13 protein-coding genes are annotated in these 14203 nt (G+C 60.8%); 8 read left to right on the top strand and 5 right to left on the bottom strand.

What is annotated here, in order from left to right:
• Positions 1–243: 243 nt before the first annotated feature.
• The 4 genes from FGF54_RS10035 (at position 244) to leuA (ending at position 3978) form a co-directional block, all read left to right on the top strand.
• On the top strand, positions 244–1422 hold the full coding sequence (locus tag FGF54_RS10035) for a benzoate/H(+) symporter BenE family transporter (RefSeq protein WP_142779569.1): 1179 nt from the start codon (positions 244–246) through the stop codon (positions 1420–1422).
• A 36-nt stretch (positions 1423–1458) separates the two neighbouring features.
• Positions 1459–1752, top strand: coding sequence for a BrnT family toxin (locus tag FGF54_RS10030; protein ID WP_065655686.1), 294 nt, complete (start codon positions 1459–1461; stop codon positions 1750–1752).
• A complete protein-coding gene (gene brnA / locus FGF54_RS10025) occupies positions 1709–1951 on the top strand; it encodes a type II toxin-antitoxin system BrnA family antitoxin (RefSeq protein WP_020808480.1) in 243 nt (80 codons plus the stop codon). Before FGF54_RS10030 ends, brnA begins: the two co-directional genes overlap by 44 nt.
• 317 nt (positions 1952–2268) lie before the next feature.
• Positions 2269–3978 (top strand): 2-isopropylmalate synthase, encoded by a 1710-nt coding sequence (gene leuA, locus FGF54_RS10020; RefSeq protein WP_142779568.1) that lies wholly within the window; start codon positions 2269–2271, stop codon positions 3976–3978.
• A 213-nt stretch (positions 3979–4191) separates the two neighbouring features.
• Here leuA and FGF54_RS10010 read toward each other — a convergent pair whose 3' ends face one another.
• Positions 4192–5142, bottom strand: a complete 951-nt coding sequence (locus FGF54_RS10010) for a metallophosphoesterase (RefSeq protein ID WP_142779567.1) — start codon at positions 5140–5142, stop codon at positions 4192–4194.
• 66 nt (positions 5143–5208) lie between these two features.
• Between FGF54_RS10010 and FGF54_RS10005 the strand changes: the two genes are divergently transcribed.
• Complete coding sequence (locus FGF54_RS10005) at positions 5209–5700, top strand: NUDIX domain-containing protein (RefSeq protein ID WP_142779566.1); 492 nt, start codon at positions 5209–5211, stop codon at positions 5698–5700.
• A gap of 16 nt (positions 5701–5716) precedes the next feature.
• On the opposite strand, the gene FGF54_RS10000 is transcribed toward FGF54_RS10005, so the two are convergent.
• Positions 5717–6709, bottom strand: a complete 993-nt coding sequence (locus FGF54_RS10000) for a glutathione S-transferase family protein (protein ID WP_142779565.1) — start codon at positions 6707–6709, stop codon at positions 5717–5719.
• A gap of 296 nt (positions 6710–7005) precedes the next feature.
• On the opposite strand from FGF54_RS10000, the gene FGF54_RS09995 reads away from it, so the two are divergent.
• Both FGF54_RS09995 and FGF54_RS09990 read left to right on the top strand, forming a co-directional pair.
• Positions 7006–7575 carry a GNAT family N-acetyltransferase gene (locus FGF54_RS09995; protein WP_142779564.1) on the top strand — a complete coding sequence of 190 codons (570 nt, stop codon included), beginning with the start codon at positions 7006–7008 and terminating at the stop codon, positions 7573–7575.
• A 337-nt stretch (positions 7576–7912) separates the two neighbouring features.
• Positions 7913–9226, top strand: a complete 1314-nt coding sequence (locus FGF54_RS09990) for an MFS transporter (RefSeq protein ID WP_142779563.1) — start codon at positions 7913–7915, stop codon at positions 9224–9226.
• Between the two features lie 59 nt (positions 9227–9285).
• Here the strand turns inward: FGF54_RS09990 and FGF54_RS09985 are convergent, their stop codons facing one another.
• Positions 9286–10251, bottom strand: coding sequence for an MBL fold metallo-hydrolase (locus FGF54_RS09985; protein ID WP_142779562.1), 966 nt, complete (start codon positions 10249–10251; stop codon positions 9286–9288).
• Between the two features lie 87 nt (positions 10252–10338).
• Here FGF54_RS09985 and FGF54_RS09980 point away from each other — a divergent pair, with 87 nt between their 5' ends.
• On the top strand, positions 10339–11292 hold the full coding sequence (locus FGF54_RS09980; RefSeq protein ID WP_142779561.1) for a LysR substrate-binding domain-containing protein: 954 nt from the start codon (positions 10339–10341) through the stop codon (positions 11290–11292).
• Between the two features lie 323 nt (positions 11293–11615).
• Here FGF54_RS09980 and FGF54_RS09970 read toward each other — a convergent pair whose 3' ends face one another.
• Positions 11616–12029, bottom strand: a complete 414-nt coding sequence (locus FGF54_RS09970; protein WP_142779560.1) for a GNAT family N-acetyltransferase — start codon at positions 12027–12029, stop codon at positions 11616–11618.
• Between the two features lie 89 nt (positions 12030–12118).
• Positions 12119–14203, bottom strand: a complete 2085-nt coding sequence (locus tag FGF54_RS09965) for a hypothetical protein (RefSeq protein ID WP_142779559.1) — start codon at positions 14201–14203, stop codon at positions 12119–12121.

Raw genomic sequence — 14203 nt, 5'->3', positions numbered from 1 at the left:
TGATGCAGGGAGGATTAGCGCCGTGCCGCTAAACTTTGATGACGTTTTCCATGCCGCCGTACCTGAAGTCTAGCGGCTCATCTTGCCAAGCGGCGTCTTTTTTGATCCTGAATATAATCACGCTTCATCCAAAGCGTGTCGCCATCCCCGGATTCGCGCGTCACGCTTCAGTTTTGTTTCTGCCTGTCGCCAATGCGGACCGCTGCGGTTGTTTGCGACAGACAGCAGGCCGCAGAGTGCTTCATGCTGAAAGATTTTTCCGTCCAGAGCTTGTTCATGGGCTGCCTCACCGCCTTTGTCGGTTTCGCCAGCTCCTTCGCCGTCGTGCTGCAGGGCCTGAAAGCTGTCGGTGCGACGGATTTCGAGGCGGCGTCGGGGCTGATGGCGCTTTCGGTGGCGATGGGGCTTTGCGCCATTATTCTCTCCGCCGCCACCCGGCTTCCTATCAGCATCGCCTGGTCGACACCGGGTGCGGCGCTGCTTGCAACCACCGGCGTCATTGAGGGCGGCTTTCCGGCGGCCGTCGGCGGGTTCATCATCTGCGCCATCCTGATCATCATCGCGGGCCTGTTCCGGCCGCTTGGAAAGGCGGTCGCCTCCATTCCAGCGCCGCTTGCCAATGCCATGCTCTCCGGCGTCATCATCGGCCTGTGTTTTGCGCCCATCAAAGCGATCGGCTTCAACCCGGCGCTCGGACTACCCATCATCCTCGCCTGGATCGTGGTGGGAGCCTTCAAACGGCTGTTCGCCGTGCCCGCCGCCCTTGCCGCCTTCGTGCTGGTGATGATTTTCGGCGTCGAAATTCCGGCGGGTGCACTTGATAGCGTGGCGCAATCGCTGACGCCGCCAATGGAGTGGGTAACGCCCGTCTTCAGTCTCCACGCGGTTGTTTCCATCGCGCTGCCGCTCTTCATCGTCACCATGGCCTCGCAGAATATTCCCGGTATCGCGGTGCTGAAGGTCAATCATTACGATCCGCAGCCCGGACCGCTTTTCGCCTCGACCGGCTTTTTCTCGCTGCTTTCCGCACCCTTTGGCGGCCATGCCGTCAATCTCGCGGCGATTACGGCGGCGATGTGCGCGGGCGAGGACGCTCATCCTGATCCAAAGCGACGTTACTGGGCGGCGATCATCGGCGGTGTCGGTTATATTGTTTTCGGCCTGCTGGCGGGCGTGGTCACCGCCTTCGTGGCGCTGGCGCCGCCCATTCTCATTCAGGCGGTGGCGGGGCTGGCACTGGTTGGCGCCTTTTCCGGCTCCGCTGTCGCAGCGTTCAAGGAGCCGGAAACCCGCGAGGCGGCGGCCATCACCTTTCTCATCACGGCCTCCGGCCTTTCCTTCGGCGGCATTTCCGGGGCCTTCTGGGGCCTGATCGGCGGCGGGCTAATGATGGCGTTGCAGCGGGTGGTGAAGCGTGGTTAGATAGTGGAAATGGTATAGTTTTTATATTATATTCTCATGGTATTCGAATTTGATCCGATAAAGAGCGCTGGCAATAAAGACAAACACGGCATCGATTTTGTCGATGCACAGGCGTTGTGGCACGATAAATACGGTTTGACGGTTACAGCGCATAATATTGGAGAAGAGCGGTTTGCCCTCATCGCACTTCTCGGGGAGAAGTTGTGGTTGGCTGTCCATACAGTGCGGGGTGGCCGTATTCGCATCATTTCCGTGCGACGTGTCCGAGAATTAGAGAGGTATCATTATGAAGACAATAAGCGCAGAAGAATTCGACAGGATGGCCGATGATGGCGAAGACATCAGCGAATATCTCGACTGGTCGACGGCGCGCCATCTGAACATCGAACCCAAGCGCGTGAACATCGATTTTCCGACGTGGGTCGTCAACGATCTCGACAACGAAGCACGTCGTCTCGGTGTGACCCGGCAATCGCTTGTCAAATTGTGGATCGCTGAAAGGCTGGAGACTGGCCGTCAAGCAAAATAAGCCTGCGCATCACAAGATCACTTGTCAGACCGCCAGCCGCTGTTTATACACATCGCCATGAGCAACAGCATCGCAACCATTTTCGGCATGAGCGCGCAGATTTCTGCGAAGGCCTCGCCGTGCGGTGCACTCTCGCTTCTTAGCCTCGACCTTACACGCGGTTGCCGGGTCCAGTGAGGAGCGCCCGGCGGCCGAAAGCCCGCTGGTGCAAACGCTCCTCATCTCGAAATCTCATTTTATACTGGATTTAGGCCCTCAAGGGCCGCGCATCCGCCGATGGCGAAAGACGCCCGCGGACTGCGCAAGGAGGAAGCGAAATGGACGGCAAGATCACCAATATTTCCAAGGGGATGGCTGACGCGAGCGTGAAGTATCGCCCTTACCCGACCATCAATATCCCCGACCGCACATGGCCGGGCAAGACCATCGACAAGGCGCCGATCTGGTGTTCGGTGGACCTGCGCGACGGCAACCAGTCGCTGGTCAACCCTATGGGTCACGACCGCAAGGCCCGCATGTTCAAGCTGCTGCTCGAAATGGGTTTCAAGGAAATCGAGATCGGTTTTCCTTCCGCCTCGCAGACGGATTTCGATTTCGCCCGCTGGTGCGTGGAAGAGGGCAATGTGCCTGACGATGTCTCCCTGCAGGTGCTGGTGCAGTGCCGCCCGGAGCTGATCACCCGCACGTTTGAAGCGCTGGAAGGCGCCAACAAGCCGATCATCCACTTCTACAATTCCACCTCGGAATTGCAGCGCCGTGTGGTGTTCGGCAAGGATGTGCACGGCATCAAGCAGATCGCCGTCGATGCGGCCAAGATGATCACCGACATGGCGGCCAAGGCCGGCGGCGGTTACCGTTTCGAATATTCGCCTGAGAGCTTTACCGGCACCGAGCTGGAAGTGGCGCTGGAAATCTGCAACGCCGTGGTCGAGGTGGTGAAGCCGACGGCCGACAACAAGCTGATCCTGAACCTGCCTTCGACGGTGGAAATGGCGACGCCGAACATTTATGCCGACCAGATCGAATGGATGTGCCGCAATATCGACAATCGCGAAAACGTCATCATCTCGCTGCATCCGCATAATGACCGCGGCACGGGCATTGCCGCGACCGAGCTGGGCCTGATGGCGGGTGCTGACCGCGTGGAAGGCACGCTGTTCGGCAATGGCGAACGCACGGGTAACGTCGACGTCGTGACGCTGGCGCTGAACATGTATACGCAGGGCGTGGACCCGCAACTGGATTGCCGCGATATCGAGCGCATCAAGGATGTCTACGAATATTCCAACGAGATGACGATCCCCGAGCGCCACCCTTATGTCGGCGAGCTGGTTTACACCGCCTTTTCCGGCTCGCATCAGGATGCGATCAACAAGGGCATGAAGGCGATCAAGGTCGCCAACCATCCCGTCTGGGAAGTGCCCTATCTGCCGATCGATCCGAAGGATGTCGGCCGCTCCTATGAGGCGATCATCCGCATCAACTCGCAATCCGGCAAGGGCGGCATCGCCTATATTCTGCAGCAGGACTACGGCATCAACCTGCCGCGCAACCTGCAGGTGGAGTTCCGCGAGGATATCCAGCGCATCACCGATGAAGAGGGCGTCGAGCTGCCGGCCAAGCGCATCTACGAGCGCTTTATCGAGCGTTACGTGACGCAGCCGAATGCGCGCATCAAGTTCGTCGATCACCACACCTATCCGGCCGGCGATTTCAAGGGCGTGCGTATCGTCGCTGCCGAGATCACCGATAATGGCGAGGTGAAGCGTATCGAGGGCAAGGGAACCGGCCCGATCGACGGGTTCATCAACGCGCTGTCGGTCTATCTCGGCGTCGATCTGTCGGTGAATGACTATTCCGAGCATTCGCTGCAGCATGGCTCGAACGCTTCGGCCATTGCCTATGTCGAGATGGAGCATCCGGGCGGCAAGCTGTTCGGGGCAGGCGTCAATACGAATATCGTAGCGGCGTCGCTGGAGGCGATTGTTTCGGCGGCCAATCGGGTGCTGGAAGAGCGGGCGAAGTAAGTTTGCCTTGAGGGTGGGGCTTTACCCCCCTCTGCCCTGCCGGGCATCTCCCCCTCAAGGGGGGAGATCGACTCGTGGATAGGTCTCGCCTATCACGACGTTTGCGAATGAAGTGGTGGTAGCGCTTCCTGCTGATCTCCCCCCTTGAGGGGGAGATGCCCGGCAGGGCAGAGGGGGGGTGAACTCCACCCACCGACACCACCGCCCCGGACTCTACTCCCCCAGCAGCGAAAACCCCAGCGGCCGCCCGTTTTCATAAAACACCCGCACATCCTCCAGCGCTACACCCGTCCCCGTCTCATTGAGGCTGTGGCGCTCACAGGCGACATTCCAGGTGCCGGGGCCACCGGAAATATGGAAGAGATTATAGGCCGCGCGTGGTTTTTCACCGCCCGGTCCCTGGCTGGCGGAGGAAATGCCGACGACCGGGATGTGGTCTTCCCCGTGGTGGGTGTTCAGCCAGTAGACCGTATTCAAATGGGTATGGCCATGCAGCACGAGTTCCGCGCCACCGACACCGAGAGCGGCGGCGAAACGGCGAACGCCGAACATGCGTTTGTGGGCGGCAGTGGCTCCCCGGATCGGCGGGTGATGTATCATCACCACGCGGAACAGCCCCTGTTCTCCGGCCTTTTTCAAAAGTTCCGCCGTAGCGCGCGCCTGCCGGTTGCCGAAATAGCCGGTGGCAGAGAAGGGTGGCGTCGCAATCGAGGTGGAGCAACCGATCAGTGCGACCGGGCCGCGCACGCGCATATAGGGAAAAATCTTGCGGTCGTCGTCCCATTCCGGCGGGTCGCCATCGCCGCGCACGTAAGGATACCAGGCCTGCATGGCCTTGTCGTGCGCGCCGGAAACATAGGCGTCGTGATTGCCGGGAACGACGGAGGTTTTTTCGGGATCGCCCACTTCCTCCAGCCAGTCAGCAGCGGCGCGGATTTCAATGCCGGTCGCAAGATTGACGAGATCGCCGGTAATAGCCAGATGATCTGGTGACTTTGTCTCCAGATCGTCGAGCAGTTTTTCCAGCGTATCGGTGAAGAGATGCTTGCGGCGGTTGCGGTGCCAGTTGACAAAACCGGTGATACGCTTGGATGCAAGTTCCCGGAAAGTGAGTTTTGGCAGTGGCCCCAAATGGACGTCTGAAATATGCGCAAGTTTGAACATGGCGGCAGAGATAACCTATGATATGCCGCGCGTCCAATAAAAGCCGGCAGGCGGGGAGAAACCAGGGTGAATGACGAAACAACCGGGCGGCAGGCCCGTCCGTTCCATATGCGTGTCCTCATTCGCCTGCTGCATTTCGTTTTTCTGTTCACGCGCGGCGCAACTCTTGGTGTGCGTGCGGCCTGTTTCGATAAAAAAGGCAGGATTTTTCTGGTGCGGCACACCTATCTGCCGGGCTGGTATCTGCCGGGCGGCGGTGTGGAGCGTGGCGAGACCCTGCTGATGGCGCTGCACAAGGAAATCCGCGAGGAAGGCAATCTCGAAGCTGCCTCCAAACCGGAGCTGATCCATATCTATCTCAATCTGGAAGGCAGCAATCGCGATCATGTGGCGCTTTATCGGCTTGACGTCACCCAGAGCCGGCCGAAAAAGCCGGATCATGAAATTGCCGAAAGCGGCTTTTTCGACCTGTCGGAGCTGCCCGAAGGGGTGACGGCCGCAACCCGCCGCCGCCTTGCCGAGCTTGCCGGCGAAGCGGCGATCGCCGACCACTGGTAGCGGCGGCGGCTCTCCGTCAGGAGAGCGCCTCGCGGCCATGGGCCATGGTCAGGTCCAGTTCCGGGCCGACGGGCACGATGCCGGTCGGATTGATGGTGCGGTGGCTGCGGTAATAATGCTCCTTGATGTGGCGCATATCCACCGTCTCCGGCACGCCCGGCGTCTGGTAAAGATCGCGCAGGTAACCCGTCAGGTGCGGATAGTCGTGGATGCGGCGGATATTGCATTTGAAATGGCCGACATAAACCGGATCGAACCGCACCATCGTCGTGAACAGGCGCCAGTCCGCTTCCGTCTGTTCCGCGCCGAACAGGAAGCGCCGGTCCTTCAGGCGATCCTCCAGCATATCGAGCGTTTCGAACACCTTCACGGCATTCTGTTGATAAGCGTCCTGTGTGGTGGCGAAGCCGGCCTTGTAGACGCCGTTATTGACGGTGTCGTAGATCACGTCGTTCAGCGCATCGATCTCGGCACGCAGCGCTTCGGGATAATAATCGGCCTGCGAGCCGGTGAGATCGTTGAAGGCGGAATTGAACATGCGGATGATTTCCGCCGATTCATTGGAGACGATGGTGCCCCGTTTTTTGTCCCACAGGACGGGAACGGTGACTCGCCCCGAATATTTGGGGTCTGCTTTGGTGTAGACCTGCCAGAGCGTCGAGGAGCCGAAGAGGTGATCCTCGGTCGCGCCCGGCGTGCGCTCGCCCTCAGGCTTAAATTCCCAGCCGTTTTCCAGCATCAGCGGGTCGACGACGGAGACGGAAATCAGGTCCTCCAGCTTTTTCAGCTTGCGGAAAATCAGGGTGCGGTGCGCCCAGGGGCAGGCGAAGGAGACATAGAGGTGGTAACGGTCCTTCTCGGCCTCGAACCCGCCTTCTCCGGAAGGGCCGGGCGCGCCATCCGCTGTGATCCAGTTGCGGAATTGCGAGGCGCTGCGCTTGAAGTGCCCCTTGGTTTCCTTGGTGTCATACCAGACGTCTTTCCATACGCCTTCCACCAGCATGCCCATGACGATCTCCTTGATTGTTTCCTTTTGAGCGATCCTAACCGTTCTGCACTCTTCCGCGAACCCGCAAGGCGTTGAACAATGCGTTTCCGGTCCTGTGGGAACTGAATGGGATAGAGCAAAGATTTGTTCTGGACGGGTGGGAATTTTCCTGATAACTGCAATTTTCACAAATCTGAGGAAATTGCTGACTATGATCGAACCACGGATGCTCCGACGACGCTGACGCTCCTGAACGCCCTTACCGGCGCAGCCGTCACCTATTGTCGCATCCGCATTCTGGAAGTTTCGGTCTCTTCATGTCCAAGCACGATCTTGTCTACCTCACCGAGGACGCGTCGCACGGCGCCATCATCGACGTCATCAACGAAGAAGCGTTCGGTCCCGGCCGGCACACCCGTGCGGCAGCGCGCATCCGTGAGCAGGGGCCGCATGACCGGTCGCTGTCCTTCGTCTGCGCCGACGATGGCGAAACCATTGCTTCGGTGCGCATGACGCCGGTTCTGGCGGGCGGGGTGAAGGGCCATATGCTCGGGCCGCTTGCGGTTCGGCCCTCGCACAAGAACAAGGGCATCGGCCGGGAACTCGTCCGGATCGCCATTGCCGCCGCCCGGCGGAAGGGTTCGGAAGCGGTGATCCTGATCGGCGATCCGCCCTATTACATGCCGCTCGGTTTCGAGAAGGTCGCTTATGCGGCGCTCGATTTTCCCGGCCCGGTCGACCCGAACCGGGTGCTTGTCGTGCCGATTGGTGACGACGTGCACCAGCGGCTGAAGGGCAAGATCGGCTGGCGCAAATGCGAGGCCGTGATGCCGGCCGCCACGGCGGAAGATGAGGGTTTTGAGGAGCCGCTCAGGGTTTACGGCTGAGGGGGTATCCGAAGGGGCTTTGTGCTTTTTGGTGCAACATTAAACCCCGTCATTCCGGCCTTGAGCCGGAATCCAGCCAGCCCAAGTCTTTGGGCTGAAAGGACTCTTCCCACGGCGCAGACGCGCCGTGACTGGATGCCGGATCAAGTCCGGCATGACGGAGGGGGCGTTGCGCGCTATGGCAAACATCGAGACTGCCGTGCACGTCTTTTTGTGTGGTGAAATCTTCTTCCGGTAGCCTGTTTCGAAACAACGCGTCTCCCTCCACAGAATTCAATTCCGTTTCCTCCCCCTATGCGATAGCAAGTCAAAGTCGATTTCTGCAAAGGGGCGGGGCATGACGGCTATCACCATGAACGATGCGCTGGAGCGCGCGGGTGCAGGCGCTTATCAGCGGCGGCTGATGGGCATTTTCGGCCTCGTCTGGGCCGCGGATGCCATGCAGGTTCTGGCCGTTGGCTTCACCGCCGCCTCGATTGCAGCAACCTTCGGGCTGACGGTGCCGCAGGCGCTGCAGACCGGAACAGCGTTCTTTTTCGGCATGTTGCTCGGTGCTGCCGGTTTCGGGCGGCTGGCGGATCGTTACGGGCGTCGCCGTGTGCTGATCGTCACCGTGGCCTGCGATGCGCTGTTCGGCGTGCTTTCGGTGTTCGCGCCTGATTTCACTATTCTGCTCGTCCTGCGCTTTCTCACCGGTGCCGCCGTGGGCGGCACGCTGCCGGTGGATTATGCGATGATGGCCGAATTCCTGCCCGCCAAAAATCGCGGTCGCTGGTTGGTCTTTCTGGAAGGCTTCTGGGCTGTCGGAACGCTGATCGTGGCGCTGGCTGCCTGGGGCGCCAGCCTTGCCGGTGTCGCCGATGCCTGGCGTTATATTTTCGCCGTGACGGCATTTCCGGCGGTTCTTGGCCTTGGCCTGCGCTTTCTGGTGCCGGAATCGCCGCTTTACCTTTTGCGCAGCGGGCGGTTGGAGGAAGCCAAGGCCGTCGTCAACCGCATGCTGGTGACGAATGGTCGTGCGCCGCTCGATGCCGGGACCGGGCTTTTCCAACCTGAGGTGGGCAAGGGGCAGGGGATATTTTCGCCGGCGCTCCGGCAGCGCAGCATCATGATCCTCGCCATCTGGTTCCTTGTTTCCGTTTCCTATTACGGCGTCTTTACGTGGATGCCGGCGAAACTGGCCGGAGACGGGTTCGGTTTCGTGCGCGGTTATGGTTTTCTGGTGCTGGTTGCGCTGGCGCAGATCCCGGGTTATGCGCTTGCCGCCTATGGCGTCGAAAAATGGGGCCGCAAGCCGACGCTGATCGGTTTCTGCCTGCTCTCAGCGCTCGGTTGCCTGCTCTTCACGCTGGCTTCGGCGGGCGCGATGATCGCCGCCTCGCTTCTTATCATGAGCTTTGCGCTGCTCGGCACCTGGGGAGCGCTTTATGCCTATACGCCGGAACTTTACCCGACGGAATCGCGGGCGACCGGCATGGGCGCCGCAGGCGCCATGGCAAGGCTCGGCGGCCTGCTGGCGCCGTCTCTGCTCGGTTATGCCATAGCGCAGGGTTTTGGCGTTGCAATCGGCATTTTCGCCGGCCTGCTGGTGCTTGCCGCCATTGCAGCGACGATGATCAATGCGGAAACGCGGCAGGTGGCGCTAAGCTGACGCGTCGTTCCCGCGCAATGGCCTGTCCCGTTGAGGATCAGGCTAGGCTGTTTCGCCCCTTACAGCGCCGTGTAATTGACCGGCAGCCAATCGTAATTGCTGCTGTCGGTGCGCACATGGCCGATGCCGGGGAAGGCGATATGGGCGCCGGCCACCAGATATCTGCCTTCCACCGCCTGCCGGAATGCCAGATCGCGCGCGACGACGGCGGCCTTCTGGTCGACGTCGAATTCGATGGCTACGTCAGGTTCATCGAACTGGAGGATATCGCCATGGGTGATATCGCCCCAGAAGACGATTTTCTGGCCGTCGCTTTCGAGAACGACAGCGCTGTGGCCGGGCGTGTGGCCGGCGTAAAGGATAGAGCCGAGACCGGGAACCGGCGCGGCATTGTCGCCGAATGTCTCGAACTTGCCGGCATCGATATAGGGCTGGATGCTTTCCTTCGCTTCGGCATAACCCTTCTTCAGCGCTTCAGGGGCCGCCTTGGCCTTTGCCGCATCGAGCCAGAAAGCGGCTTCACGCTCGTTGACGTGCAGGGTCGCATTGGCAAAGACGCGTTTGCCATCGGCTGACAGCCCGCCGGAGTGGTCGGTATGGATATGGGTGAGGATAACGTCATCTATATCCGCGGTTTTATAACCGGAGGCCTCGATATTGGCGACGAGCCTGCCGAGGGATGGGCCGAGATAGGCGCCGGTGCCGGCGTCGATCAGCACCAGCCTGTCGCCGGTGTTGACGAGAAAGGCGTTGACCGAGGTAGGCGTCTCTTCCGGCAGGAAGGCATCCTGCAAGACCTTCGAGGCGTGTTCCGGCGTGGTGTTGGTGTAAATCTTGGCGAGCGGCAGCGCGATGACGCCGTCCGAAAGGGCGGTGACCTCCATCTTGCCGACCATCAGCCGATAAAAGCCGGGTGCCTGCGTGGCGGCCAAGGGCGCCTTGGCGAATGCGACGGTGGGGGCAACGAAAGGGGCGGCGAAGATGGCGCTGGCGGCGCCTTGGAGAAGTGAGCGACGGGACGGCATTGGGGGCTCCTGGGTTGAGGGAATGTCTTGAAACTTTCCGCACTCCAGCTAAGTGTAGGCAGGTCAGCAATCAAATCGATGTGACTTATGCAAACTATCGATCATTTCAATCTCCGTTCCTTCGACCTCAATCTTCTCATCGCTTTCGATGCGATGATGGAGGAGATGAACGTCACACGCGCCGCGCGGCGGCTGAAAATCCAGCAGCCGGCCATGAGCCATAATCTCTCCACCCTGCGGACGCTGTTTCAGGATGAGCTTTTCATCCGCGTGGGGCAGGAGATGAAGCCGACGGCGCGGGCGCTTAATCTGGCCGGACCGGTGCGGCAGGCGCTGAGGCAGGCGCAGGCGGCGGTTTTGACGGCGGATGTGTTCGATCCGGCCACCGAGCGCCGCACATTCCGGCTGGGCATGTCGAGCGAGGTGGAGCTGTTGCTTTTGCCGGATCTGACGGCGCGGTTGCGGGAGATTGCGCCCGGCATCCGAATCCTGGCCCGCAGCGGGCAGGAGCAGGAAATTACCGCGATGCTCGATACGGGCGTGATCGACATGGCTGTCGGATGCACCTATTCGAAGGAACAACGCCACCATTGCGAGCCGCTTTATTCCTCCAGCGTGCTCTGCTGTTTCAACCCGGCTCTCCTCGATCTGCCCAATCCCGTCGGACTGGACGCCTATATGGAGGCCAAACATGCGGTCATATCGCAGACGGACAGCCTGCATGGCTGTATCAAGGATGCGCTGGAACTGAGCGGTTTGGAAATCGACGTCGTCGCAGCTGCGCCGGATTTCCTCTCGGTGCTGGCGACGGCGCGATCCTCGGCAGTGCTGGCGACCGTATCTTCACGCATCGCGCTGCGTTATGCGCCAATGCTGGGGCTGGAAATAAGCCCGGTGCCGGTGACGCTGAGTTTCCCGCCCGTCGCCATGGTCTGGACCTTGCAGACGGACGCGGATGCCGGAGCCGTGTGGCTTCGCCAGCAAATCCGCGAGGCTATGGGCCGAACGGTCGACGGTGAGGTATCGGGGATCGCCGCCTAAAGCAGGTCTCCCAAAACTGTATAGTGGTTTTGGGAGACATGCATAAAAACAAAGAGATAAAGCGGGTCACATTTAATCTGCTTCCACAGTACACGAAAGTTGAAATCATCGACGGCGCTGGGTGTCGTTACCCCCCTCTGTCCTGCCGGACATCTCCCCCTCAAGGGGGGAGATTGTTCCGTGGCGATGTCTCGCACCTCTCGACGGTCGAGAATGAAGCGGCGCGAAAGCCTCTTGCCGATCTCCCCCCTTGAGGGGGAGATATCCGGCAGGATAGAGGGGGGTAACGACGTGCGCGATCGTCGACGATTTTCAACAGCCTGCTAGAAGCGTTTCTCGAGCCATGTGATCGTCTGGCCCGTGGAAAGCGGCGCAAGCGAACCTATCTTCGTGAAACCGTAGCGTTCGTAGGTTCTCAGGGCATCCGGGTTCATCGTGTCGATATAGGCACCCATGCAGCCGCGCTTTCTGGCTTCCTCCTCCGCCATGGCAAGCAGCTTCGGGCCTGTGCCCTGACCGCGCATGGCCTCCGGCACGAAAAGAAGCTGCACGTAAAGCCAGCCGCGAGCGGTATAGCCCACCAGACCGCCGGTGACGGTATTGTCGTCATCGCGAATGGTGATGTTGAGTTCGCGTTTGTCGCTTTCGCCGAAACGGGCGAGATTATAGGCTACCAGCGGATCGCGAATGGACTTTTCGACTTCCGCATCCGCGACGTCGCTCAAAACGAAATTCATGTTCATCTTCCCGGGCCGCCGGGCGGCAGCCGTTTCCCGTTTTCCGTTCCGAGACGTGAAGCGCCCTAAGCTCTTCGCTGGAAACTCAGTTACCGGCCCTCACGCCACCACAGCGCGGAGAAGGCGAGCAGCAGGGCGGCAAGCCCGGCAAAACCGGCAAAGAGCGGCAGGGTATTGACGCCTTTCAGCACCGTCTCGTCGGTCATGCGTATCAGCATGCGATCCTCATCGGCAACCCTGATATCTCCGCGCACGGGCAATATATCGGGCAGCGCGATACGGCTGGAATTGTCGGCGACACGGTGCACGCTGCCTTTGGTGGCATCGGCCAGCGGTTTCAGCGTTTCGGTGGTCGAGATCATCGCCTTGAATTCCGGCGCATCCACCGCGCCGACATGGACGAGGGTGGTGAAATCGCCGTTTTTGATTTCGAACAGCCCGGTTTCGTCCATGCGGCGCTCGATCCTGTAAAGACCGGGCTCCGTGCTGGTGAAGGCCATGTTCTCGGTTTTGCCGGAAGGGAAACGCACGCTGGCCTGACCGGGATCGTCGCCGATGGTCTGGCGGGTGATCTGCAGGGTGCGGCCGTTGGCGCGCGCCGTCAGCGCCTCTTCCTCAAGCTCGGGTTCCTTCATCAGCCAGTGGGCGATGCGGCGATAAAGCGCCACATGTGGGCCGCCGCCTTCGAAACCGCGCGCCCAGAGCCAGCCTTGATCCGACAGCAGCATGGCGACACGGCCTTCGCCCTGACGGTTGAGCACCAGAAGCGGGTCCTGCCCGTCGCCCAGCATCACGGTCTGGCCCTGCGGCGGGTCGACGCTGATGGTGCGGAACCAGCGGCCCCATTGCGGCGGCTCGTTGCCCGAACCTTCCAGCCCGCGGGTGACGGGGTGTTTCTTGCCCGCTTCCGAAAGGCGCGGGTAGAAAGCGGCCTGATGCACCTGACCGGTCGGCTGCGCCGGCAGCACGGAGGCGAGTGGCGTCATGGCGATCGAATCCTGACCGGCATGTTCCGGCCCGGCGGCGATCAAGAGCGCGCCGCCCTTTTCGACATATTGGGCGATGTAATCGTAATAGAGGATCGGCAGCACGCCGCGATGCTGATAGCGGTCGAAGATGATGAGGTCGAAATCCTCGATCTTTTCGACGAACAATTCTCGGGTCGGGAAGGCGATCAGCGAGAGTTCGTTGATCGGCGTGCCATCCTGTTTTTCCGGCGGGCGCAGAATGGTGAAATGTACCAGATCGACCGAGGCGTCGGATTTCAGGAGATTGCGCCACGCCCGTTCGCCGGCGTGCGGCTCGCCGGAGACGAGCAGCACGCGGAGATTCTGGCGTATGCCTTCGATCAGGTGAACGGCGCGGTTGTTCGCAGCCGTCACTTCGCCCGGAAGCTCGGCGACGGAAAATTCCATGACATTGTTGCCGCCGCGTGGAACCTTGAAGTTGAACGGCGTCGGCTGGCCGGGCGTGGCTTGAAGCGTGGCGATTTCTTCGCCATTCATCTTCACCGTCACTTCCGCCGAACCGCCACCGGCGGGGCGGCCGTCATCGAAGACGCGCAGTGTCAGCTGCTGTTCCTCATTGACGATGCCGAAGCGCGGGGCGCGGACAATCTCGATGCGGCGGTCGAACTCATCGGCCTTGCCGGTGATCAGCCCATGCACGGGGGCGCGGAAGCCCAGCGCCTGTTCGGCATTGGGCAGGGCATTGGGAATATCGTGAATCTGGCCGTCGCTGAGGAAAATAGCGCCGCCGACGCGGGACGGCGAGACATCCGAAACGGCGGAGGAAAGCGCCGAGAAAAGCTGCGTGGAGGGCGAATCGCTCTCGCCGTCGTCGCGGACTTCGACAATTCGCGGCTCGATGCGCGGGAAGCGGGAGAGCCGGTCTTTCAGCGCATTCAGCGCCGTGTCCGTCATCTGCGGCCGGTCCTGCACGTCCTGGCTCTGCGAACGGTCGACGATGACGGGGACGATGGTGGAGAGCGGCTCGCGCTCCTCCTGCGTCAGCAGCGGATTGGCGATGGCCGCAAGCAAAGCGGCAAGCGCCAGCCCGCGCAGCCATGCGCCGCGCACGCCGCGCCACAGGCCGATGAAGGAGAGGAGAAGGGCGGCGACGGCCAGAACGGCGATCACGATCCACGGCAGGAAGGGGGCGAAGGTCAATGTCAT

The sequence above is a fragment of the Agrobacterium sp. T29 genome, assembly GCF_006970545.1.
In the GTDB taxonomy this organism is placed as follows: domain Bacteria; phylum Pseudomonadota; class Alphaproteobacteria; order Rhizobiales; family Rhizobiaceae; genus Agrobacterium; species Agrobacterium leguminum.
The sequence above is the reverse complement of the archived record's forward strand: the minus strand, read 5'-3'. Positions and strand labels throughout refer to the sequence as shown.